The organism is Hoylesella loescheii DSM 19665 = JCM 12249 = ATCC 15930 (genome assembly GCF_000378085.1).
Lineage (GTDB): Bacteria > Bacteroidota > Bacteroidia > Bacteroidales > Bacteroidaceae > Prevotella > Prevotella loescheii.
On sequence record NZ_KB899220.1, the window covers coordinates 29,660 to 54,226 of the forward strand.

The window sequence follows — 24,567 nt, forward strand, 5'->3', positions numbered from 1 at the left end:
GACATTGCGCTATATAATAAGGAGTGTGTCATTTGCCGTCCTCCAATGCCTTGTTCACCTTAAAGAGCAACATCTCGTAGTGCGAGCGCGCATCGGGCGAAAGATTAGACTTAATGCACTTTTCAAGCATGGGCTTAAGCTTTAGCAACGAACTGTAAAAGTAGAGCGCCGAACCATCGAGCAATGCGGCATCAACGGTTGGTGCAAGCGATGCTGTGGGATTGCCGTAAGCCACTGTAACAGGAAGCGCACCTTGAAGTGCAGCCGGGCCATTGCCACCTTGCTTATTGGCTTTATCAACCACGGCTCGCGAGTAAGTGAGGTAAGCGCGCTGCAAAACCCTTTCTTCCTGCGAGGGGGCTTTTTGCTGCACCACGCTTTGGAAAACAGCCGAGAAGAGGTCGTCGAAATATTCTTTCTGGCTGTAACTTTGCGGAGAGAGGTGCGACGACACAGCTAAACGCGTGCGTACACCAAAAAGATCGTAGCCGATAAACTCCAATAGTTGGTCGTAATAGCTAACCGAGATGAAGCCTTTACGTTCGAATGCGGGGTCGGCATAACGCTTAAAGCGCTTAGCTTGTGCCAAACACCACAGCATGGCTTGACGTTGGCGTGCTTTAGACACCACTTCATAGCGCGCCACACCCGAAGAAAGCTTCATGTCGTTGAGGTATATTCCACCCACGTTGCTCAGCACACGCTTGAAAAAAGCATAGCGCTGCTGTGCAATAGCTAGGTAAAGCTTTTCCTTTATACGGCTATCCTCATCCTTCTTTACCCAATTATAGAGGTTGCGCTCTACAATCTGGAGGTTGCGCAATCCGTATTCGCTCGCCTTAATGGCGTCGTTGCCCAACGCTCCCTCTTGTACACGTGGGTCCCAAGCCAACGAAGAGGTGCGGGAAAAACGGTAACGAGGGTTCGTAACACGCTTATCGACCATCTTTTCGAGTATTGCCGCCTCTTCTTTAACGCTTGTTTTAGCAGGGTCGAAGTAGCGATAGGCCCACTCAATGGCGTGTTTGTCGTACATACCCGTTGCAGAAGGCATGAGCACAACACCCTTATCGGCAGGTTGAGCCACGTAGTTAAAGGGCGTATTGGCCATAATCGAGGCCGCCAAACCATTGGCGTGGGTGAAAGATGCATTGCGAAGCGAGTCTACGGGGAAAGCAGATGACGCCCCAATGTTATCTAGCAGACCCAAGGCATGCCCAACTTCGCGTGCTACAAGATAACGCAAGCCCTCGTTGAACTTGCTTTGCGGCAAACGCGAAGTACGCACTGCGGGGTCGGCAGCAGCTGTCCCGATGAAGAACCAACGATAAAGTTGGTCGCCAACGTTGGCAGGAACAAACACCGAAGCATTGATTATCTCGCCGGTTTGTGGGTTGGCCACGAATGCCGAAGAAACTTTCTCTGAGGCACTAGGCACATATCGTATGCAAGAAAAAGAGATATTGTCGGGGTCGAAGGCTTTATCCGATGCGGGAAAGTCCACCGCTTCAATGGCATTCAGGTATCCGGCCTGCTCAAAAGCCTTGTTCCAAAGCTCCACTCCCTGCTTTATCGCCGCCTTCCACTCGTGGGGAAAAGCGTCATCGATGTAAAAACGTATGGGATTTACAGGTTCGCTGCCCTTGCCTAGTGCGTAAGCCTTCGCGTTTTTGGGCGTAAGGCTCCACCGTTGGGCAACAAACGTGGGCTTACTTTTGGTTATGGCGTTGCTGAAAGTTAGCTTCGACACGGCCGCAATGCCCACTCGCGAGTCGGATATACGTTGGCGCATCTTGCTTTCGGATAGCAAGGAGATGCTGAACGTTGCACCTACGGTGGTGGGGATTTCGCTAGCCACGGGCAACGACATCAGCGTGGCCGTGAGCAGATAATTAAAATCGACTTTCACCGTGATGTTGCGCTCGAAGCTTTTGATAGATCTCACAAACGACATATCGCTCTTGGGCGAGGCGTTCACAGCCAAATCGCCCGACTTCTTGGGAATGAGGGGCAGCATGGTGTTGGGTCGTGCCAAGAAGTTAGTGGCATCTATCACAACGGCCGAACTGTCGTTGTTGTATGCTTCCACTTTAAAGCCCATCAAAACAGGGTCGCGATAGCTTACGCTCAATGCTTGCTGCATCTCTCCGCTAGCGCTGCCATCGGAATAAACCACACCATTTGGCGTTTTCATGACCAAGCTGCTGTCTTGCAATTCGAAGAAGAAATGCAAGGGCGAGAAGTTCTTTGTCCCCACGGTTATGTAGGTTGGGTCGGTGGTAGACGATACGGCGCCGCTCAACAACATCTCCTTATGCATGAGCTTTACAGGCACTTCCAAGTAAAGTTTACCGTCTAGCTTATGCACGGTAAGGAAACCGCTACGTGCCGTTTCTTTCTTTTTGTCTTTAAATAGTCGGTCGTACTTCGTCTCTTTCTTTGCTTTCTTACTGTCGTCGGCTTTTTTGTTGTCGTCGGCAAAGGCTTGAAAGCCAAAGCACAATAAGAACAAGCCTATCCCTATTGTGCGCACCGTTGCCTTGATTTCGTTTGTTATCATCCTATAAATATGGTGTTGGCGAAGGGTGATTTATCCACCCCACGCCAACATTCTTTATTGCCTGTAAGTGATGTTCTTTATGGTTCCCGTTATGTTCTTCTTCTCCCAAAGCAGTTTGTTCTCGTTCAGGTCGAAGCAATAAATGCTTCCTACGAGGCTTCCACTAGCTGCATTGGTAGCCACGAAGAGCTTATCGCTGCCCTCGGTTATCAACATATCAACGATGGTTTCGCCCGAATCGCCGAACGTTGACAACGCACTGGTGGGGAAGTGTCCGTTAGAGAGCACGTTGTAAGCATAGAGTTTGTTGCCCGTTGCATAATAAACGAGGTTCTTTTCGGGTGAAACCCTTACCACCGAGTTCTTCGTAAGTCCTGCACTGGCTGGCACATCGGCGGCGTGTTTCAATGTAGCCACCTCCACCTTAGTCTTGTTCGAGGGGTAATAACCTGGCGACACATAGTAGCACCTGAACTTAGATGCAGCCTTATTCCAGGTCATCAGCACGATGTTACGCTCACTATCTACGGATCCCATACCGATGAGCGAGTCGCCCGAGAAGGTTCCTTTAAGCAGTTGAGCAGGCACATTGCCCGTTGCCTGCACCTTTTGGGGCACGAGTCTACCCTCTGCATTATCGAATAACACATATCCTTGTATGTAGCGTAAGTCTTGTTGCTTCCATGCCGTAGCAGCATCTGCCAGCGATATTTTTTCAGTCTTCAAGCTATCCTTAATATATTTTCCGAGGTCGAAGAGCGAAGTTTCGGAAAGCGTGAGCCGATAGGGAACATGGTCTACCATGGTCAACATCGACTTAGGATAGGTCTGGGCGCTACGCTTCAGGTAAGAGATGTTGCCCGTTGCAGTAGTTTTGAAGCGGGTTGTCATGAGGTTACCGTCCAACTCGTAGATGGTGCTTGGGTTGCCAACGGCCACATAAACAAGTGGCGTTTTGTTGTCGCGTGCCAATGCATAGTCAATGCCCTTGGGCACAGAAGTGAAGTCGGCGTTGGGGTTATTCTTCTGAAGAACATCCAAATCGAACGATTTGCTGCTCTGTGGTTCGGGTAAATACGACACAATCGTTCGTCCTCCGTGGCTGGCCAGTATGTAAAGGCCCTCCACGTATGAATATTGCACGTTCAATTCGAACTCGTATAACTGTATGTTATCGCCGTTACTCACCTTCAATCGACAAGGGAACACGCCAAACTCTTCACATACATAGTTGAGCTGAGCATCGGTAGACACCACTCTCTTGTTTATTTCCCACGCGTAGGAGACGTTCTTCTGCGCATTGGTTTGCACCACTTTGGGGGCTATTTTTAGCGTATCCCACCTGTCGAGCGTGTATTTCTGTTGCAGGTCTTGACTCAACGACAGCTTGGAAGAGTTGCCTGAAGGCGATGTCGAGTCGTCGGTGATGCACGATTGCAAGGACAACACAGCCACCGAAAGAACCAAGACATGTAGCAAATATTTCTTTATCATCATTGTTTATTTTTCTGTTAGCCATAGATAGGCAAAGGCATTGGACTGCACAAGACGCTTTCTCCATGCAGATGCCTTTACCTTGATAATCACAATTCGTCAGGATGCTCCGCAAAGTATTTCACAACTTCTTGCACCCTTAGATACAGATAGCCCTGCGCCGTGGCGTCGGTTCCAGTAAGAATTTTCCTTATCGCGTCTTCGTTACCATCGTAATACGAAAGCAACTTACGATATTTGTTCTTGGTAAAAGCACCTAAACCCCAGTAGGTTTCAAGCAACGTCCAGAAGTCGGGCTTAGACAATACGTTGTTAAAGGTAATCTTCACCGTGTTGTTAGCCTTAAATCTCACGCCAAGTGCAGAAGTAGGAACCAAGTTCAACACAAGTTTAATCGAGTCGTTCTTGTCTTCCGAGAGGTTCTCCCTTATCAATTTCACAGGCACATAAGCCCGATAAGCATTGGGCAAGAAAGCAAGTGTGTCGGCATTAAACGTGTAATGCTTGCCACTAACGGCCGTACTGCCCGCGCCAATTTCTACACGAAAGGCCTGTTTGTCGGCCGATAGGCGACCTGCCAAGTTAACAGGAACGTACACCACATGTGTTAACGTGTCGAGCGGTTTCACTCCAAAGGAATAATTTAACACTGTGTCGGCAGGTTCTGCAAAGTAGAAGTACACCTGATTTCCCGATTGGTAAGTGCCGTCTTCGCTGTACTCGCCCGTATAATCTACGTTGCTGCAAGCCACCAGAGCGGTCAAGGCCGCGCAGGCCAGTAGTATATGTTTGAATGTTTTTTTCATCTGAGCGTTGTTTTTTCTATTGTCCACCATATTCCTTTTCTCTCTCTGGCCAAGGCAACACGAAGATTGTGCTTGACGGTTGGTAAGTGCTGATGCCGCGATAGTCGCTGAAAGCCTTGTTATAATGCTTCAAAGCAAAGAAGGTTTGCCCTTCGCCGGGCATCTCCCGCATGCGTTCGCGCAGCATTTCCTTATCGAAAGCGGTGCGGTCGGCCACTTTGGCGTCGGCCACAGCTTCAAGACCACGACTGGTTCTCACCACATTTAGCAGGCGCACAGCCTCTTCCTTGTTATTGTCGTAGGTACACTCGCTAAGTATGTAATACATCTCTGGCAGACGTATGAGGGTGAAACCTTGCAACGGACTAGTGTTCACCTGAGCGTCGCTCTCTAAAAGACGAACGAACGAATAGGTCTTTATCCCATCAGAAGTGGTGTTCTGACGGTAATATCCCGTATAGCGGAGGTCGGCACTAGTGGCCGAGAAAGCTGACGTTTCATATAATTCTTCCAAATCGCGACGACCTTCGGTGAACGTTCCACGCGCCGTTTGTGAGAGAAATATTGAAGATATTTCGGCCGAAAGCGTGTTGTTGTATAGTCCGAAAATCAGTTCGCCGGTTGCGGGGAATCGCTTCACGTTCACCATCGAGGTAAGTTTCTTAAGCGAGAAGTTGCTTGTGGCGGCAATAACCTGCCGTGCATACTTGGCTGCATTGGCCGTATCGCCCATGGCATAGTACACCCTTGCCTTGGTGGCAGCCACTGCATATTTGTTGAAAAACGCGGCACGACCTTTAAGATAGTCGCTCGTTGGAGTTTGTTCTATATTCACCTCGTTGTCGTCTGCCAGCAAACGTTCTGCCTCATCGAGGTCTTTCAATATTGCATTGAACGTTTCGTGAAGCGTCAGTAGCTGCTTGTTGTTCAGGTCGAACGTGGTGGCGTAGGGTATGCCACGTGTTGAAGCGTTGCTCCTCTGATAGTCTTCGGCAAACAAGCGCACAAGGTCGAAGTGCAAAAAGGCACGCAAGCCATGGCACTCGCCACGCATAAAGGCCAACTCCTTGTGGTTGAATTGGGGGCTCTCGGCATTGCGCAGCACATTATTCACATACGAGATGGTTTGATATTGACCTTCCCATATCCCGTCTACGATGGTGCGCACGTCGCTACGCAAGTAGTCGTATTGCGACACGAAGTAACTTGTTTCCGAAGAATTGTCGTAACCGAACAGCTGCCCCAACTGGTCTACGAAACCGTAACTCAGGTTCTTACCATAAAGGTTGCTTGCAGCCATGCTTCCGTAAACGCCATACATGGCATTTCGATAGCCGCGAATGGAGCCGAACTGTTCGCTCTCGTCCACCTCGCCTGCGGGGTGAACGTCTAGGAAGTTGTTGCACGATGTGGCGAAAACCACTGCCACCAATCCTGCCAACAGGTTTATCCAATATGTTGTTCTCTTCATTGTTTTCTTGTCTTATCTTTGTTTCTTATTGTGAATGTGGCGCGTGGCGTTCGTTAGATAGTGAACGCACGAACCGCCATTGGCTAGAAGCCCAACCTCACTGATAGTTCTACACTGCGCTCGTAAGGGTAGCTAAGTCCGCGTTCGCGCTTTACCGACGAGAGGTAGAACAAGTCGTTGGCCAACATTTCCAAGTGCAATCGCCTCAAACCGTATTTTTGGATGAAAGCCAAAGGCACCTCGTAAGCGAACGACAAGCTACTTAAGCTCAGGTAATTGTTGGTTTGCACGAAGCGCGATGTTTGCATGGGCACACTCGAATCGCTGATGCGCTTGTATGCCGTTTGTTCGCCCACTTGCTTCCATCTGTCGTTAAACACCCTTTCGTCGGCATTATAACGCGGGTCGGCTCCTTCCACTTTAGAGGCCAATGTCTGGTTGTAGACCGCACCACCAAACGAATAACGCAGTGATGCACCCATTGAAAACTCGCGATAAGTGAGGTAAGAGCTGAGCGAACCGTTGCCAAAGGGCGTGGTATCTCCAAACACAACCTTGTCGTTGGGATCGTAAACGAAGGTGTAACTACCATCGCGCTTGATGAACACTTCATTACCCGTGATGGGGTCGATACCTGCCGAAGGAACAACTTTCAATGCTGTAAGCGACTGCCCTTCTTCATAAATGGGCAACGGAGCTAGTCCGTCCTTGGCCTGATTTTTCTCGTTTTGCTCGCGCAAAGCGTTGCTTATCTTCTTTATCTTATTTTTGTTATAGGCATAATTGAGGCTTAGCGACCATTGCCAGTCTTTATTCTGGATGGGTATCACGCGTGTTTGGAACTCCAAACCACGGTTTTCAACCTCGCCAACGTTCTCGCGCGACGTTCTCACACCCACCGATGGGGCCTTGGTTATGTCAAGCAAAAGGTTGTCGGTATTCTTTAAATAGAAGTCGGCAGAGAAGTCCCACCTTCCCTTAAACATCGTTAGGTCTAGTCCCACGTTTCCACTAAGGGTGCGTTCCCACTTCAAATTGGTGTTACCTATACCCATAGGAACGGCTCCAATACCTTTTATATAATTATATCCGTTGAGATAAGTGTACATCGTCAGTGCCTGATAGGGTTCGAACGAGATGTTACCCAAGTAGCCCACACTAGCACGGAGCTTAAGTAATTGGAAAGGCGAGCCTTTGAGGAACGACTCGTTGTGAACGTTCCAACCAGTACCCAAACTCCAGAAGGGAGCAAAACGGGTGTTCTTACCAAACTTCGACGAGCCCTCGTAACGGTAAATCACGTCGAGGAAATAACGATTGTCCCAAATGGCATTGGCATTAACGAAGAAGCCCACACCGTTATACTTGGTGTCGGTGCCCGAAGGACGTCCCGTGGGATAGCTTCCCGCCAACGATGCATGGGCAATATTGTCGGTGTAATAACCCACAGAAGCATACGTACTGCCGTCTACCGAGTTAGATTCGATGCTTGCACCCGCCATGGCCGTAAGGAAAAGCTTCTTCAACAGATAGTCGTTATACGATGCCATCAGCTTTCCTTGATAGGTGGTGGTTTTGGTAAAGGTCTCTTTCAGACCTCCTCTGCGCGACACGTCGGCCACGTTTTTAAGTTGGTCGGCCGAGAAAGGCGACACGAAGGTACGACCGTCGTACTTGCTTTTCTGTATCGAGAAGTCGCCGTCTATTCGGAATTTCTCACCCAGCCACAATTGTAGCGAGGTGGTATTGAGGAAGTCGAAGTTGTCGCCCTTGCTGAAACTGCCCAGCGAGGCTTCGTAAAGGGGGTTCGACAAGTCGTAGTTAAGTTTGGGCTTAAGCGCTCCCGTCTCGTCGTAAGGATATTCGTAGGGATTTTGTTTCACCCAGTCAGAAAAGTCGCCATAAGGCGATTGGGTCGATCTTACCGAAGAAATCGTAGCCGTATTGGTGACAAAGAATTTGCCGGGGAGGTTGTACGAGAGTTTGAAATTTGTAGAAAGGCGTTCGCGATTAGAACCTTTCATCACACCCGCATCGTTTCCGTAGCGCACGCCCAAGTTGTAACGAGCATGCTCGTCGCCACCATCAATGCTCAAGCTTTGTTGGGTAGAGATGGCGTTGCGCAAAGGCTTCGAAATCCAGTCGGTGCTTACACCGTCTTGTATCTGATTGTAATATTGGGCATATTTCTTATCCAGCGCGTATTGCTCGGTAAGGTCGGTCGAGGTATAAAGTCCTGCCAAGCGTTCGTACTCAAGCTTCTGCGAGGCCGAAAGCAGGTTGTAGTCGCTAAGGTCGGGTGTCGACAAGCGCAGCGTACCACTATAATTAAGTTTCAGTTTTCCACCCTTCAAGGCCTTGGTGGTGATAACGATAACACCAGCAGAAGCCTTCGCGCCATACAATGCCGATGCCGACGCATCTTTAAGCACCGTCACGGTTTCGATGTCGTTCATGTCCATGTCGTTCACATAGTCCACTTTCACCTGCGAACCATCCACTACAAACACGGGCATGTTGGCCTGTCCCGTAAACGTTGCACGTCCACGTATGTTGATATCGGCCATCTTGTTGGGGTCAGAACCTCCTGCATTGTCTTCCAAGATGTTCATGCCTGGCACAAAAGTAGCAAGACTTGTCAATACGTTCTTAGTGCCCACGGCCAACAGTTCGTCTTTCTTGATAGACACTTGCGCACCAGTAAAGCTGTTCTTGTTCTTTGTGGCGAAACCTGTTACCACCACTTCGCCCAGCACATCGGCATCGTCGTGCATCACGAAGTTGCCCGCTGTGCCGTTCTTCACTGTTTTTTCCAGCGGCTTGTAGCCAATGTAGTTAAAGGTAAGTTTCACCTCTGGCTGGTCAGTTTCTATCTCGTAATGCCCATCTAGGTCGGTGATGTAGCCACCACTAAAGCCTTGCATCCTGATGGTTACACCTGGTAGGGGTTGCCCTTCGGCATCGGTTATCTGCCCGTAAACACCCTTTCTACGTTCAACTACGTTTTTACGGTTCAGCTTGACCGTGTTACCCGTGATATTGTAGCTAAAAGCAGCCTGATTAAGCACTTGTCCTAAGACGGCCCGAACGGGCTGTTCGCGGGCATCAATGCTTACGCGGTCGGCCTTTTCAAGCTGCGATGCGTCTACATCGAACTGTAAACCTGTCTGTTTTGAAACCTCGTCAAGGAAAGTCTTTAACGTAACTTGCTTCATTGCCAGCGTCACTCGCATATTGTCTACGCTTTGCGATTGCGCCGATATCGTCGGCGTACCACCAAAGAGTAGTACAAGAGCCAACACCGCCAAAACACGTAACACGAAATTAGTCTTCTGCATTTGTTTTCTCATCTATTGTTATCCTTTCTCTGTTTACTTTCACACGCTCCTTCACCAAGTAGCATTCCATCCCAATCAAGATGGTTTTCTGCAACACGTTCTTCCCAGAAACAGCGATTTTGCAAAAGTACGTAAAAATTAATCAATATGCAAATTAAATATCACTTTTTACGTTAAATCGGCACAAAAACAACCTTAGTCATACCATTTCGAACAAAAACGAAAGAGCGTTATGCCAAAGCCTGCACACATATATCATAAAAAAGAATTGTCTTTAGGATATTGTCTGCGCACCATTTTCCCAGCAATGCATCAGTACAAGACCGTTTGTAGTGGGGCTACAAGCCTTTTGTAGTCACACTACAAGCGCTTTGTAGGGTCACTACAACTGCTTTGTAGTGCCCCTACAAACCACTTGTAGCGAAACAGAGGCCTGCTAGCCGCTGTTCGCAGGTTAAAAACAATTAGTTAAAAGCCTAATCTCTTTTTACCCTAAAAAACATGTTTACACGCGCATTCGTCAAGGAATATTGTGCAAGGGCACTGATGCGCCTACGTTTCTAACTACATATCAAAGTGTCTTAAAGGTTTAGCAACACACTTGCACCACTTCGTTGGCATGCACAAAACACAATGTGGACCAACTATAACAGCGCCTGCCGCCCACCATCTGCATTGTTTTTCTCTACACCACCTTCAGCCTTTAGCCACGCACCCCACTTCAAACGAATAAGGAACAGCGTGCCACGGAAGGTAAGTTCTATGGCCATGGCGGTCCAAACGCCTTGCAAACCATACCAATGTGCAAGCACGGCAGCGAGCGTTAGGCGAACTCCCCACATGCTAGCAAGGTTCATCAGCGAAGGCTTAAGCGTGTCGCCCGCCCCCACACATACGCAATTGCCCACGATGGCGGCAGCAAACATCGGTTCGGCAAAGGCCTCAATGCGAAGCACCTGCGTGCCTAGGTCGCGTATCTCTTCAACGGGCGTCATCAGGCCTATCATCTCGGGGGCGAAAACATACATCACCACGCCCATCAAGGCCATAACAGCCATACCCATTCCCACCGTCAACTTGGCGAAACTTCGACACAAACCATATTGTCCTGCACCCATACTCTGCCCTACAAGCGTAGTGGCGGCATCGCCTATACCATATCCCGGCATGTAACAAAGGCTTTCTGCAGTGATGGCAAAGGTGTTGGCAGCAATAGCAAAGTTGCCCAACGGTGCAACGATATAGGTACTAACAATCTGCGCTCCGCTCATCAACACGTACTGCGCTGCTATGGGAGCGCTTATCTTAACGGCATTTCGCACGTACGACCACATCCAAACGAAACGCTCCTTGTCGAGTCGAAGCGCCAAGATGGACGAGCGAAACAGCGCAAACCAAGCCTCAACCGAGGCGACAATGGCGATAGATAAGACCGTGCCCAAGGCTGCGCCAGGCACGCCAAGGCCTGCCACGTAGATAAAAAGATAGTTGAAACATACATCCAACACACACATCAGCACACTCATTATACTGGGTATCTGCATGTTGCCAGCACTCTTCAGCATGTTAGACGAAAGGATGCCTAACTGCAAAAACGGCACCGAGAGGGCATAAATAAGAAAATACAACGAGGCATCGTGGGCTATATCGTCACCGCCACGCAACCAACCGGGCAACCTAAACGCAATGAGCGAGGCGCACAAGGTAACCAATAAGCTGAAAGCTAACGTTGCCACCAGCGCATGGCGCATCACTTGGCGCGCCTTAACAAAGTCGTTTGCACCGATAAAATGGGCTACTTGCACCGAAAAGCCTAACGAAACAGCCGAACAAAGACCGCCAAAGAGCCACGTGGCCGACTCAACCAAGCCTATGGAAGCAGATGCCGTAGCACCCAATTTGCCAACCATGGCCGCGTCGATATAAAACATCAAGACGTTGGTTACTTGCGCCAATATCGAGGGAATGCTAAGTCCCACTATAAGACTTAGCATTTCGTTGTGCGTAAGCGTTTTCCCTTGCCTTATGCCAGCTAGAAGTGCGTCGTTGCTTTTCTTGTTAAACATGTTCCCTCTTACTTACTTTATCGCTCACAGGCGTCTTGCAAAGATACGTATTAAGTCGTCAACAAACAAAAAAGCGATACCCTTTTGTAACGAGGATACCACCCTAATTGCTAACATTAATGCCACGTTTTGTATCGTCCCACTGCGAAACCACTCCACAGGTGGAAGTTATCCAAAACCAGCCTTAAATAAAATTTTTCTCTGATTCACTATTGAGTGGCGGGGGGTTCGTCGGTTATCCTATCCCCGCCGCATAGCCCATTGCAGCAAAAAGCTGCAAAAAGGGCGTTCATCTAACATCATCCTCTTTCTACCTTATCAAACTAACCTATTGAAGCATCAATCTAAACTGACTATCCTAAAACACAACCTTTCTTTACTTGCCTTTGGTCTAATACCCAATAATCCTGAAAAATCTATCTTACCTATTAATACCTAACCTAAATATGTATTGTTACCTGAAATATCAATCTTTGTCTTTGCCTTAGCCTAATACATTCCTATGTTTCCGTAATTTCAATCTTATCTTGCCTATGTCTTTGTAAATACCTATGGCTATCCTTATCGTCAATCTTTTAATCTTACCTTTACTCTCGCTAAACCTTATATGTTGTATATTTTGTCTTTTCTTCTTTTCCTATCCCCTTTGCCAGTGGCGAAAGGGCTGTTTTCCCAATACAATCTAAATGCCTCTTAAAAGTAATACCTTCTACCTAAACAAATTGGATCACTCCAACAACTAAACAATCTTCAATCTTATACTTAACTAAACACCTACTTTATTCTTTTCTCTCAAACTTCTCACAATTTTTCGAATTTATCGTGATTGTGATTTGTTTTCTTTTTTACGATGCAAAGTTACAGCTGTTTGCGCAAACAGCCAAGAAAAAAAACATGTTTTTCATCATAAAACCACTTCTCTTGACCCTAATCAAGTGTGTTTGTGTTCGCACACAAAGGTAAAATAGAGTATAAAATACGTATAAAACCAACAAAATGAGCCACTTACGCACCCTTATTAATGCATGTGTGAAATAATCTAAAAATCTTTTTACGATAAGAAAAATTAGTTGTTGCACAACATAAAAACGAAAACGAAACGCAAGTAAAAGAAAAAGAGAACACTTTGGAACTATGTAGCTGTTCCTAAACGTTAAAAAAGCATTCCGCCATAAAGACTCATTCGCTTCTGGGAGGAATGTTTTCCCAAAACCCTGCGGGTAAAATGCGCTACTTAAACATCAAACGAAGCCTGCACCAGAACTCACCAATGGCAGGCAGGAATACCGATAGCGACCACCGCTACACAATATATATATAATAAGTGCGTTATCAACGTATGCAATGGACAGACAGAATTAGGCAAATGAAAATCATCCTGGTGACGGTCGCAACAATAATTGTTACGGCATCGCTAGTGGTGTCGCACTTGCTTACACGCGACCTAGAAGCCGAAGAACGCCATAAGATGGAGATCTGGGCGGAAGCCATGCGCACGCTAAACCAAGCTGACGAGAACACCGACCTTAATCTGGTGTTGCGCGTTATCAATGATAACAACACCATTCCTGTGGTTGTGCTCGACGCCAAAGGCAAAGCACAAACCGCCCGCAACATCAACCTGAAAGGTAAAGTGGGAGAAGACAGCGTGCTGTTGGTAAACAATCTGGGGCGCCGACTGCTCTCCGAGGGGCGGTTCATTCGCATATCGCTCAACGATTCTATACAAAGCGAATACATCGACGTGTGTTATGCCGACTCGCTGATGCTTCAACGCTTGGCAACCTATCCCTACGTGCAACTTGGCATCGTACTGGTTTTTGTCATGGTGGCCATCATTGCCTTGCGTACATCTAAGCGAGCAGAACAAAATAAGGTGTGGGTAGGCCTGTCGAAAGAAACGGCTCACCAGCTGGGAACACCCATATCGAGCCTTATGGCATGGACGGAGGTGCTGAAAGAGACACATCCCGACGACGAGTTGATACCCGAAATGGAGAAGGATATTAGTAGGTTGCAACTCATTGCCGATAGGTTTTCGAAGATAGGTTCTATGCCCGAGCCCGTCCCCGCAAGCCTTAACGAGGTTATGGCACACGTTATCGACTACATAGACAAGCGCACCCCCAAGCGCATTGCTCTTAAAACGCAGTTTCCTGAAGAAGATATCATACTTAACCTCAATGCCTCGCTCTTCGAATGGGTTATCGAAAACCTATGCAAGAACGCAGTAGATGCCATTGGCGAAAGTGAAGGTACCATCACGTTAAGCGTACAAAAGACACCTCAAAAAGTGCTTATTGAGGTAAGCGACACGGGAAAAGGTATCCGCAAGAAAGACATCGGCAACGTTTTCCGGCCAGGGTTCACCACCAAGAAACGTGGTTGGGGACTGGGATTATCACTGGCCAAGCGTATTGTGGAAGAATATCATAAGGGTAAGATTAGCGTGAAAAGTTCGGAAGTCGGCATCGGCACAACGTTCCTTATCGAACTGAAAGCGGAGCGATAAGCCTCGCCACCTCTACCAAAAGTTTACATTCTCCACGTTATTGCAATAGGAAAACCTATGCATCATCACGACCCGCCAATGCCACTTTGCGACACAATAATCCGTGCTTAAAATCTAATCACGAAACAAAACACCTACTCTACCCTTGCGTCTCTTAACCTTTCAAACAGCCAGAATTAAACTTTAAAACACAGCTTTCACTTCTATCGCCGAGTTACATATTAGGTGGAACGCGGTTACATGTGACATGGAACAAGGTTACAGATGAGCTGGAACAAGGTTACATCTTAGGTGGAACACAAGTACAAATCAACTGGAATAACGCGAACGACGTATCATCGCAGTTTTAGAGCATTGAAAACGGAATGCAACTGATGGCAAATGGTAGATTATTGGTTACGTACATGATGATTCAGGGTAAAAAAACGACATCATACGCACTATTGTATTAAAAGTGATTGCGATGAAACTATCCGCGCTCTAAGAATGCAACAAAAACCTGTATGCACTGTTGCAACAAAGCGTTTTACTCCCCTCTCCCCTTGGAGAGCGGCTGGAGGCGGAGCCCATTTTTGAGATTGAGGCATAAAAACAAGAAAAATCCCGACCGCTCGAAGTGAGCAGTCGGGATTTGTTGTGCGCCTGATAGGACTCGAACCTACACGTCGCGAAACACTAGATCCTAAGTCTAGCGCGTCTACCAATTTCGCCACAGGCGCTAATTTGCGGTGCAAAGGTAGTTATTTTTTAGGGGCAGGCCAAATTTTTCGACGTCTTTTTATCTGTCTTTTACGCGCGCGCGTATATATAAAGAGGTGTATGTGGGGTAAAAAGAGCATTTTCTACATCATGCCTAAGGCAAAACACCCGCTCGACAAGCCTGTTCTTATGTCGGAAATTAAGTGGCGTGCACCCCACGGTCTTTAAACATTGATCTGCTCAACCCTACGATTTCCTAGCGCAAGTTGATGTCAGGCCGCGGGCATTTTACTGCGCCAACAGCTTTCGGGCATATTCAATGAGCGTATCCCTTCCCTTCAAAAGGTCAGCAGTTCTCATGTCAACTCGGTGCGTTGAGGGGATGCCGAACTCGGTGTCGTTACCTTCGCGGTCGTACATAGGACAAGCCGAGAAGCGCACCATCCACCCATTGGGCAACTCGCTAGAAAAAGGTAGCCCGGCTCCACCACCCGTTCGGTCGCCAACCACTGTGACTTGGGGCAAGCACAGCATGTATTTCACAAACTCGTTGGCCGCACTGTACACGCCGCGATTGGTTAGAACCACCACCCGCTTTTGCCATCTTAGCCCCTTAGAGGGTTTAAGTATCTGCTGACGACGTGGTGAAAAGTCGTTATGTCCTCGTCCTGTCTTGTGCTGTATATATCCCACCAGCACTTCTTTGTTGGTAAAACGAGCCGCAAGCGCTTCGGCACTGGTCACCAATCCACCCCCATTCTCGCGCAAATCGATAATTAGGCCGTTGCATGGGGCGAAATAAAGCAAGATGCGATCAAGGTTACCAGCGCCAAAATCATTGGTGAAGGTGGCGCAACGCAGGTATCCCACATTATCATTAAGTATCCGATACTTCATGCCAGCCGCAATCTTGTAATCCGTTCCTAGGTAAAGCTTCAACACGCTCTCACTAAAATTGGATGGATAATCTTCTTTCCACGACCAGTCGCGCCCAACATCGAAGGGTGCATAGAGGTTAACGTGCCCGTCTTTAAGCTCACCTAGCATGTTGGTCAGCACCTCAAAGGTTTGCTCTTCGGTCATTCCGTCGTGGAATTGGGGTGCATATTTGGCGTAAACGGCATTCCAATCCAATCCGTATGCTTGCTTCTTATAGTCGAAAAAGCAATAATGCTCATCGATTATTCGCCATAAAGCCTCGAAATTTCCACGTGGATTATTATCGTATTGCTCTACGTCTACACAGGCGCCGAACAGTCCCCACACCGCCATTAGTGGGAGGAAGAAGTGTAAAAGTAATCTTTTCATGGCGCAAGTTTAATAAGAGAGAAACGTTTTACAAGACCTATCACCACGCCATGTGTGTAGACATGGGTTTTCAATCCATTGACATGCGATTGCTGAATATCGCCCATGTAGCCGAAACGAACGGTTGAACGCAAGACCGGAAAGTCGACGGTGAGCATCTGCCGCAATGAGGGTGCAGACACAATGGTGGTGGGAACGATGTTGTGATCGTAGTTGCCTTTGGAGAATATCTCGTAATATGATTGACCGTAGTTGGGCGAAAACATCACGCCAAGCATGGGCACGGCCAATTCGTAACGAAGAAGCAGGGGCACATTACCCACTTGCGCCTTATAACTGGCCACTGCCGAGGGGGCGAGATGTAAGAACACGCGTGCCTGAGCTGGGTTGTTAGAGTTGTGGGTGTTGTAGATAAAGCCCACATTGGTCTCTACCCTACCGCCAACTTGTAGCTGCAAGCGGCGGTCGAACCAATGGAAGCCGTAGTGTAAGGCGTAACTGAAACTGTACATACCTGCTATCTCGTTACCGCTTTCAGCCCTATTCTTCAAGTAAGCCACATTTCCCGTTTGCGTGATAAGATGCGACAGCCGTTGGCCTTCTCGTTCGCGCTGCGTCTGCGAGATATAACGGAGGTCGTAACCCGTGTAATGTTCGGGCGAAAGATAGGTGTCTAGCACCTGCGCATGACTAATGCCCAGCATGCGTGCAGTGGTTGTTATCTTGCTGTTAGTGGGTAACTGGTCTTGAATAACTTCGCTTTGGGCCTGCGCCACAGAGCTAAGACATAACAAAAGCAGGCAAAGTGCCCACCTTGCCCACGTCCATTGGCGAACGTTGGCACAAGTGAGGACCTTGCCTGCATGCATAGCGAACACCTTCGTGGGTCGCGATTGGGGTGCATTAAGTTTCATCTTGAAAAAGACTTGGTTGTTCGGGACTGGCCATTGGCTTGATACGGGGCGACGCTGAGGTGGTTGGTTGCGGGCTCATTTCGCCTTCATCGCCTTGTTCTGCATCGTCATCTGGCTCTGGTTCAGGCTCAGGCAGTCGCGTTGGTTCCAACTCTTCAATGTGATCTACATGCCAAGTGGTGATGCGTTTACCTTTAGCCTTGAAGCCTTTTACGCCTACAAACTCTTCAATCTCAATCTCCATGGGTGCACGATCTTTGTCGCTGCCGCCGAACACTACGCTAATGCGCGGGTAAGGCTGATCGGTGAGGAAGAGAAGCTCACTATTGGGGTTGTCGCCAAGGAAACATTGCTTACGTTTTGTTCCCTCCATAGTGAAGCGTTTGATGTAAGCGTAGTTGTCGTTATCGGCATCGCGCACCACGGCACTCCACACTTTGCTTTCGTCCCACTTCTCAATGAGTTTCAAATTGTCTTCGTAATGGTTGTTGGCATCGAAGTCCGAGAGGTAGAACTCGCTGTTATCAAGCACCACTAGTATAGAGTCGCTCTCGTTAAACTCGCCCAACAGCCGGCCATGATCATCGTAATTGATGCGCTTTACATCGGGGTCGAACCACACCTTGCGGCCTCCCAGCGTGCTATGTCCTGCTTCGAGCAGACCTATTTTCTTGACAGGTCGCTTACAGATGATGTTTCCACGCGAGGTTCTCGACTTGATAATCACCTTCGAGAAGTCGTAATCCACGAGGCCTTTCCTACGACTTGTGGGTGCTTCGGGCTCTAAAAGCACGCGTATTGTTTCGGCTTCGCCGTTGGGGTTGGCCGTGAAATAAACCACTTTCGAGCCGGCTGTGCCTTGCGTAAGATCGTATTCGCGGTCGCGGGTTACGCTTGTGATGTTGAAGCGCTTGATAAAATAATAGCCCTCCTTTCCATCGCGATACACCACGTTGTAAGTGGTGCGCCTGTCGTTGCGCTTATATACCTGCACGTGCATCACGTTCTTGCCCACGAAAATCTTATCGGCCACGCGCATCACCTTGTATTTGCCATCGCGATGGAACACCAAGATATCGTCGATATCCGAGCAGTTGCACACGAACTCGTCTTTTTTCAACCCCATTCCGATAAATCCCTCACGACGGTTAATGTATAGTTTCTCGTTGGCTTCTACCACTTTGGTGGCCTCGATGGTTTCGAAGCTCTTTATTTCGGTTAGTCGCGGATGGTCTTTTCCATACTTCTCGATAAGGAATTTGAACCACTTGATGGTGACATCGGTCATGTGCGCCAAGTCGTGGTCTATGCCCGCAATCTCTTCTTTGATACGTGCCAGCAGTTCGTCGGCCTTATCTTTGCTGAATTTAAGTATGCGCTGCATCTTTATTTCCATCAGTCGCATGATGTCGTCGCGGCGCAATTCGCGTATGAAGTTGGGTTTGAATGGCTCCAACCGGTTATCGATGTGCTCCACGGCAGCATCCATATTCTCGGCGTTCTCAAACTTCTTATCCTTGTATATTCGTTCCTCGATGAATATTTTCTCAAGCGAAGAGAAGAAAAGTTGTTCTAACAGCTCGTCTTTCCTTATCTGCAATTCAAGCCTTAGCAGACCCATTGTGCTGTCTACGTTATGACGAAGCACCTCGCTAACAGTGAGGAAGCGTGGCTTATTATCTTCGATGACGCAGCAATTGGGCGAAATATTAATCTCGCAATCGCTAAATGCGTAGAGTGCATCTATGGTTTTGTCCGATGAAACACCTGGAGCAAGATGCACTTGTATCTCTACTTCGGCCGCCGTGTTATCGTCTACACGTTTGGCTTTTATCTTCCCCTTATCCACGGCTTTGAGAATAGAGTCGATAAGCGTGGTGGTGTTCTTGCTGAAAGGTATCTCACGGATGACGAGCGTCTTGCTGTCTAGCTTCTCAATCTTGGCGCGCACCTTGATAGAGCCACCCCTCTGACCGTCGTTATATCTACTGGCATCGATCGATCCGCCCGTGGGGAAGTCGGGGTAGAGCCTGAACGGTTCACCCTTAAGATAGTGTATGGCCGCCTCGCACAGCTCGCGCATGTTATGAGGAAGGATTTTTGAACTTAAGCCGACGGCAATTCCTTCCGCCCCTTGTGCCAAAAGCAAGGGGAATTTCACAGGTAGCGAGATGGGTTCTTTATTTCTACCGTCGTAACTAGCTTGCCATTGCGTGGTTTTGGGATTGAAAACGGTGTCGAGGGCGAACTTAGAAAGCCTCGCCTCGATATAACGCGGAGCGGCTGCGCGGTCGCCCGTGAGAATGTTTCCCCAGTTTCCTTGCGTGTCGATAAGCAAGTCTTTTTGCCCCATCTGCACAAGGGCGTCGCCGATAGAAGCGTCACCATGAGGGTGAAACTGCATGGTATGGCCCACGATATTGGCCACTTTGTTGTACCTTCCATCGTCCATGCGCTTCATCGAGTGCAGTATACGGCGTTGAACAGGCTTCAAACCGTCAGCGATATTAGGCACGGCGCGTTCCAAGATAACGTACGAGGCATAGTCGAGGAACCAGTTTTGGTACATGCCACTAAGGTGATGCACCGCCGAAGCGTCGAAGCGGTCGGCGGGTTTATAGTCGGAATGCGTTTCAACGCCCTCTTCCTCGTTTTCGTCTTGTTCCATTTCATTGGCCATGTCCAGGCCTTCTTCTTCCATTTCGTTCGGGTCTTTTACTTCGTCGTCCATAGTGTGAGTTTCCTATATTATATATTTCCGCCAGATATTTCGTGCGTTATAAAGTTAAGCCACCGTCCAAACGAGGGGAGATGTCTCGTTTCTGCGTGCCGCTTTATTAGCTGGTCGAGGTACGACTTATCGCAGACAGCAGTTGGTCTTGCTTTTGAATACTTCATGTTCCGCTCCTTAAACATGGCCTCAAGATAGCGACAATGAAACTGTGCTGTGGTTGCGAAGTTGCCATTCTCGATGTTCCCCATCAGTTCGGGGTCGTTATCACGTACATTGTAATGGTTTATGTATCTTATAAACTCTTCCTTTTGAGGATTACTTTTAAACACGTTTCTGTTACCAAGAAACCATGTTTCTATACAGATATTTTGTTCAAACAGCACTAGTTGGGCATCTTTCAACTCCCGCTTATCCCCTACCAGCTGTTCATTTATCCGCTTTTCTATCTCGACACGGGTATCTCCTTCAGTGTCAAGACTTACCATTAGATAATCGTAACGCCCCTTTCCACCGCTATTTATATCATTAATGTCGGCCACGGCATTAGAGATATGATTATAAATTGAGCCTGTTCCACAGGCGCTAAACAGGTAATAGTTGTCCGTCTGCACCTTATCCGCATAGTCAATCTTTTTCAGCTGTGGTGCCAACAGGCTCAACCAAGCAGTATATACCATTGGTTCGGTGCGCATTCCCTCTACAATGATATACACATTCATAGCTGCCCCGTTTTATAAGCGTTGGTTTGCAACAGCTGCATAAAGGCATCGTGGTGCGAATGTGTACCAATATTCAGCTCGCTGGCATCATGAATGCTCACGTCGCTGCCATTTCTTGTCACCACTTTCCATTGCGATGTGGGTATGGTGTTAATGATATAGGGGTGATGACTGGTAATTATCATCTGCACATCAGCATCGGGATTGCGCACCAAGTCAGCTAGAAGGTCGATGCAATTCACACCCAATCCGTTCTCAAACTCGTCTATAAGGATTACGTCGCCATCTTTAGCTAAGGTGAGCGTCACTATTTGAGAAAGGGCTCTATACATGCCTGAAGAAACAGCACCACTCGAAATCCATGCATCACACCCTTTTTCTTTGATACGAAGAACCGGCATCGCTCGTTTTTCATTCATAAGAGTTAAAGTAAAATCTATCTTTTCTACCAATGGAAATATACCTTTGAATATTTCACTGATTGCATAGTACTCTGGCAGTTTGTTTTCCTTTAATAAGAAAAGGCTCACCATAGTGTTTCCTGAACGCTGTTTCTCAATATCGTCCAATGTCATATTACAAAACGACCTATCTTGTGGAACAGTGGAAATGCAAGTTAATCGGTCATCTGTGTCCAGTTGGTAAATTTGCCTGAACGCCACAACAGCGTTGGCAACATCCTCTTCCTCTTTCAACAAGCTTAGTGCACTACGATTCGGATCTAACTTGACAATCTTCTCACCCTTGTATTTTATTTCGTCTTTATCGCGAGAAATAAGTTCCGTTCCATCTATCAATAAATACTCTTTAACAACAGGGTATTGCTTAGTAACATACCAACTCTCACCACTTTGTTTCTCGTCTAGTCCAAATTCCCCCACCCAACGATATTCTTTTCCATTTTGTGAGAACCAAACATCCCACTCCACAGCATTGAACGATGAACCTTTAGATATATCACGCAGAGCAAGCAACGCCCTCAATATCAGCGTTTTTCCCACTCCCGATGCGCCAACGAACAGCGTAGTATTGGCAAATTGAGCATCTTTGATGTTCCAACCTGTCTTATGATTGATAAAAGTTAGCTTCTTAATTTTCATGACTACAAATGGATAGCGTTGTTAAAGATGAGCCGCGCGCCTACCTGACGGCAGCCAAATAACGGCACACAGACTTACACTCCACTTTATGATGGTGTGCATTACTCCAAATGCAAAAATACAAATAAAACTTGGATTAGCCGTATTTTATCGTCGCCAATTAGTTATTTTGGACACATTTTGCTTCTTTGGACACCATTTTCGCGCACCTCGCATCGTTAAAGGGATGGCTTTAAGCACTTTGTTTCCTGCTCCTTACACAGTGTTTTTCTCGTCACACCAATATCCGAGCAAACTTATCATTGCTGTTTAGCCCCACCTAAAACGCTGATTTTAACGCCCCAGTTCGCCTTCTATCGGAAATAATGTGTAACTTTGTGCCACAAATAAGTAAATAAGAAAAAGATAATGGCACAAGAAGACGTTTTTAAGAAAATAGTTTCGCACTGCAAAGAATATGGGTTCGTGTTTCCCAGCAGCGATATTTACGATGGTCTGGGAGCCGTTTACGACTACGGACAAAACGGCGTTGAACTGAAAAACAACATCAAAGAATATTGGTGGAAGAGCATGGTGCTGCTGCACGAGAACATCGTGGGCATCGACTCGGCCATCTTTATGCACCCCACCATCTGGAAAGCCAGTGGACACGTGGATGCTTTCAACGACCCCCTTATCGACAACCGCGACTCTAAAAAACGCTATCGTGCCGACGTGCTGATAGAAGACCAAATTGCCAAATACGAAGAAAAGATAGACAAAGAGGTGGCTAAGGCAGCCAAGAAGTTCGGCGACAGCTTCGACGAGGCTATGTTCCGCCAAACCAATCCACGCGTTCAGGAGCAGCAAGCCAAGCGCGATGCACTGCACGAACGCTATGCGCAGGCCATGCAAGGCCCTAACTTGGAAGAGCTGAAGCAAATTATCGTGGATGAGGAGATTGTCGACCCCATCAGCGGAACAAAGAATTGGACCGACGTTCGCCAGTTCAACCTGATGTTCTCTACCGAAATGGGCTCGCTATCCGATGCCGCCAGCAAGATTTATCTGCGTCCCGAAACGGCACAGGGCATCTTCGTTAACTACCTGAACGTGCAAAAAACGGGCCGCATGAAAGTGCCCTTCGGCATCGCACAGATAGGAAAGGCGTTCAGAAACGAGATTGTGGCACGCCAATTTATTTTCCGTATGCGCGAGTTCGAACAAATGGAGATGCAGTTCTTCGTTGCCCCCGGCACAGAGCTCGACTGGTTCCACACGTGGAAAGAAACACGTATGAAATGGCACCAAGCACTTGGATTTGGGGCGGAAAACTATCGTTTTCACGATCACGAGAAGCTGGCTCACTACGCCAACGCCGCATCCGACATCGAGTTCCGCATGCCCTTCGGCTTCAAAGAGGTGGAGGGCATACACTCGCGTACCGACTTCGACCTCTCGCAACACGAGAAGTTCTCGGGCAAGAGCATCAAATACTTCGACCCGCAAACCAACGAAAGCTACACGCCTTACGTTATCGAGACCAGTATCGGCGTAGACCGTATGTTCCTTTCGGTGATGTGCCACGCCTTCGAAGAAGAGAAGTTGGAGAACGGCGAAACACGCACCGTACTGAAATTGCCCGCTGCATTGGCCCCTGTTAAGTTGGCCGTGATGCCGTTGGTGAAGAAAGACGGACTGCCCGAAAAGGCTCGCGAGATTGTGAACGCATTGAAATTTAAGTTCAACACGCACTACGACGAGAAGGACACTATCGGCAAACGTTATCGCAGACAAGATGCCATTGGTACGCCTTACTGCGTAACGGTTGACCACGACACGCTCACCGACAACTGCGTTACGTTGCGTTTCCGCGACACCATGCAGCAAGAACGCGTGAATATAGACCAACTTGAAAATATCATTGAAGATAAAGTGAGCATCACGGCATTGCTCAAAAAACTGCAATAACAATGAAGAGAAAAAGCTTTTTATTCATGGCTGCGGCCACATTGATGGCCTTTGCCTTCACCGCATGCAGCGAAACAGACAACTCGACCGACGACTTTCCCAACTGGCAAGCAGCCAACGAGGCCTATTTCGACAGCATATATAATGTAGCGAAAGCCAATACCGCACAATGGCGGGTGATACCTAGCATCACGCTAACTCCCGAAGCGGTGAAAAATAAGACCGACAACGTGGCCGTGCAAGTGATTGAAACTGGTGACGGTAGCGAACGCGCGTTGCAAAACGACACGGTGCGCGTGATACTGCAAGGTCGCCTTAAAGCTTCGCCTGGCTATCCACAAGGTAAGGTTTTCCAGCAAACCTACGTGGGAAGCGATGATCATTCCACGGCCAACGCAGCCAAATTGGCGGTGGGTTCGGCTGTTCCTGGACTACAAACGGCCTTGCAAAACATGCCCATAGGAGCTAAGTGGCGCGTGTATGTACCTTACCAGCTGGGCTTCGGCTCGGCTTTGGGAAGCGGAACGGTTGCAGGTGCTTCATCTACAACGGTGCAGGTGCCAGGCTTTTCTACGCTGATTTACACCGTAGAACTGGTGAAAATCATTCGCCAAGGGCACAAATAAGTCCGCATAATCTTTTTAGGTGTGTTCTATAAACTCTTTACAGAAGTATCTGTGATATAAGGGGAGCTTATAGAACACACCTATTTAATATACGCGCACGCGTAAGGCGTTGCCTTTAAGCATGCTTTTCGCAACACGATGTTTTGCTTACAGGTTCTCGCCTACCGAGAGGCGACACCCCCTTTTCACCCCTTACACCAAACGTTTAGAACGCCTTCACAGGGCGTTTTCTTTATTTTTGGGCAGTACAAATTAGCTTGTAGTGGCAGT

The 24,567-nt window shown here is 48.0% G+C and carries 14 protein-coding genes and 1 tRNA gene; 3 read left to right on the forward strand and 12 right to left on the reverse strand.

All coding sequences use genetic code 11. The features are described from left to right. Positions 1–28: 28 nt before the first annotated feature. The 6 genes from F453_RS0110945 to F453_RS0110970 form a co-directional block, all read right to left on the reverse strand. Positions 29–2,560: a zinc-dependent metalloprotease gene (locus F453_RS0110945; protein ID WP_018968051.1), complete on the reverse strand. Its 2,532-nt coding sequence runs from the start codon at positions 2,558–2,560 to the stop codon at positions 29–31. A gap of 54 nt (positions 2,561–2,614) precedes the next feature. Next, entirely contained in the window at positions 2,615–4,057 is a 1,443-nt protein-coding gene (locus F453_RS0110950; protein WP_018968052.1) for a PKD-like domain-containing protein, read from the reverse strand. An 86-nt stretch (positions 4,058–4,143) separates the two neighbouring features. Next, complete coding sequence (locus tag F453_RS0110955; RefSeq protein WP_018968053.1) at positions 4,144–4,890, reverse strand: DUF4843 domain-containing protein; 747 nt, start codon at positions 4,888–4,890, stop codon at positions 4,144–4,146. After that, on the reverse strand, positions 4,877–6,331 hold the full coding sequence (locus F453_RS0110960; RefSeq protein WP_018968054.1) for a RagB/SusD family nutrient uptake outer membrane protein: 1,455 nt from the start codon (positions 6,329–6,331) through the stop codon (positions 4,877–4,879). The genes F453_RS0110955 and F453_RS0110960 overlap by 14 nt, the downstream gene beginning before the upstream one ends. Positions 6,332–6,414: 83 nt before the next feature. After that, a complete protein-coding gene (locus tag F453_RS0110965; protein ID WP_018968055.1) occupies positions 6,415–9,681 on the reverse strand; it encodes a SusC/RagA family TonB-linked outer membrane protein in 3,267 nt (1,088 codons plus the stop codon). 632 nt (positions 9,682–10,313) lie between these two features. Further along, positions 10,314–11,735: an MATE family efflux transporter gene (locus tag F453_RS0110970; RefSeq protein ID WP_018968056.1), complete on the reverse strand. Its 1,422-nt coding sequence runs from the start codon at positions 11,733–11,735 to the stop codon at positions 10,314–10,316. 1,339 nt (positions 11,736–13,074) lie between these two features. Here F453_RS0110970 and F453_RS0110975 point away from each other — a divergent pair. Beyond that, positions 13,075–14,247 carry a sensor histidine kinase gene (locus F453_RS0110975; RefSeq protein ID WP_025790056.1) on the forward strand — a complete coding sequence of 391 codons (1,173 nt, stop codon included), beginning with the start codon at positions 13,075–13,077 and terminating at the stop codon, positions 14,245–14,247. Positions 14,248–14,884: 637 nt separating this feature from the next. Here F453_RS0110975 and F453_RS0110980 read toward each other — a convergent pair. The 6 genes from F453_RS0110980 to F453_RS14725 form a co-directional block, all read right to left on the reverse strand. Beyond that, positions 14,885–14,966: transfer RNA gene (locus F453_RS0110980), tRNA-Leu, on the reverse strand. A 268-nt stretch (positions 14,967–15,234) separates the two neighbouring features. Beyond that, on the reverse strand, positions 15,235–16,254 hold the full coding sequence (locus tag F453_RS0110990; RefSeq protein ID WP_025790057.1) for a S41 family peptidase: 1,020 nt from the start codon (positions 16,252–16,254) through the stop codon (positions 15,235–15,237). Then, positions 16,251–17,168: a DUF3316 domain-containing protein gene (locus tag F453_RS0110995; protein ID WP_018968060.1), complete on the reverse strand. Its 918-nt coding sequence runs from the start codon at positions 17,166–17,168 to the stop codon at positions 16,251–16,253. The genes F453_RS0110990 and F453_RS0110995 overlap by 4 nt, the downstream gene beginning before the upstream one ends. Next, positions 17,158–19,899 carry a DNA gyrase/topoisomerase IV subunit A gene (locus F453_RS0111000; RefSeq protein ID WP_018968061.1) on the reverse strand — a complete coding sequence of 914 codons (2,742 nt, stop codon included), beginning with the start codon at positions 19,897–19,899 and terminating at the stop codon, positions 17,158–17,160. The genes F453_RS0110995 and F453_RS0111000 overlap by 11 nt, the downstream gene beginning before the upstream one ends. Positions 19,900–19,916: 17 nt before the next feature. After that, positions 19,917–20,621, reverse strand: coding sequence for a hypothetical protein (locus F453_RS0111005; protein ID WP_018968062.1), 705 nt, complete (start codon positions 20,619–20,621; stop codon positions 19,917–19,919). Further along, complete coding sequence (locus tag F453_RS14725) at positions 20,618–21,721, reverse strand: AAA family ATPase (RefSeq protein WP_018968063.1); 1,104 nt, start codon at positions 21,719–21,721, stop codon at positions 20,618–20,620. The genes F453_RS0111005 and F453_RS14725 overlap by 4 nt, the downstream gene beginning before the upstream one ends. 408 nt (positions 21,722–22,129) lie before the next feature. On the opposite strand from F453_RS14725, the gene F453_RS0111015 reads away from it, so the two are divergent. Both F453_RS0111015 and bamJ read left to right on the forward strand, forming a co-directional pair. Beyond that, positions 22,130–23,671 carry a glycine--tRNA ligase gene (locus tag F453_RS0111015; RefSeq protein WP_018968064.1) on the forward strand — a complete coding sequence of 514 codons (1,542 nt, stop codon included), beginning with the start codon at positions 22,130–22,132 and terminating at the stop codon, positions 23,669–23,671. A 2-nt stretch (positions 23,672–23,673) separates the two neighbouring features. Then, on the forward strand, positions 23,674–24,297 hold the full coding sequence (bamJ, locus tag F453_RS0111020; RefSeq protein ID WP_025790059.1) for a BamJ family beta-barrel-assembly machinery protein: 624 nt from the start codon (positions 23,674–23,676) through the stop codon (positions 24,295–24,297). Positions 24,298–24,567 lie beyond the last annotated feature (270 nt).

What these genes read in the sequence shown, in the direction of transcription:
- F453_RS0110945 (WP_018968051.1), bottom strand. Translation starts at nt 2,560, where the DNA reads ATGATAACAAACGAAATCAAGGCAACGGTGCGCACAATAGGGATAGGC.
- F453_RS0110950 (WP_018968052.1), bottom strand. Translation starts at nt 4,057, where the DNA reads ATGATGATAAAGAAATATTTGCTACATGTCTTGGTTCTTTCGGTGGCT.
- F453_RS0110955 (WP_018968053.1), bottom strand. Translation starts at nt 4,890, where the DNA reads ATGGTGGACAATAGAAAAAACAACGCTCAGATGAAAAAAACATTCAAA.
- F453_RS0110960 (WP_018968054.1), bottom strand. Translation starts at nt 6,331, where the DNA reads ATGAAGAGAACAACATATTGGATAAACCTGTTGGCAGGATTGGTGGCA.
- F453_RS0110965 (WP_018968055.1), bottom strand. Translation starts at nt 9,681, where the DNA reads ATGAGAAAACAAATGCAGAAGACTAATTTCGTGTTACGTGTTTTGGCG.
- F453_RS0110970 (WP_018968056.1), bottom strand. Translation starts at nt 11,735, where the DNA reads ATGTTTAACAAGAAAAGCAACGACGCACTTCTAGCTGGCATAAGGCAA.
- F453_RS0110975 (WP_025790056.1), top strand. Translation starts at nt 13,075, where the DNA reads ATGCAATGGACAGACAGAATTAGGCAAATGAAAATCATCCTGGTGACG.
- F453_RS0110990 (WP_025790057.1), bottom strand. Translation starts at nt 16,254, where the DNA reads ATGAAAAGATTACTTTTACACTTCTTCCTCCCACTAATGGCGGTGTGG.
- F453_RS0110995 (WP_018968060.1), bottom strand. Translation starts at nt 17,168, where the DNA reads ATGAAACTTAATGCACCCCAATCGCGACCCACGAAGGTGTTCGCTATG.
- F453_RS0111000 (WP_018968061.1), bottom strand. Translation starts at nt 19,899, where the DNA reads ATGGACGACGAAGTAAAAGACCCGAACGAAATGGAAGAAGAAGGCCTG.
- F453_RS0111005 (WP_018968062.1), bottom strand. Translation starts at nt 20,621, where the DNA reads ATGAATGTGTATATCATTGTAGAGGGAATGCGCACCGAACCAATGGTA.
- F453_RS14725 (WP_018968063.1), bottom strand. Translation starts at nt 21,721, where the DNA reads ATGAAAATTAAGAAGCTAACTTTTATCAATCATAAGACAGGTTGGAAC.
- F453_RS0111015 (WP_018968064.1), top strand. Translation starts at nt 22,130, where the DNA reads ATGGCACAAGAAGACGTTTTTAAGAAAATAGTTTCGCACTGCAAAGAA.
- bamJ (WP_025790059.1), top strand. Translation starts at nt 23,674, where the DNA reads ATGAAGAGAAAAAGCTTTTTATTCATGGCTGCGGCCACATTGATGGCC.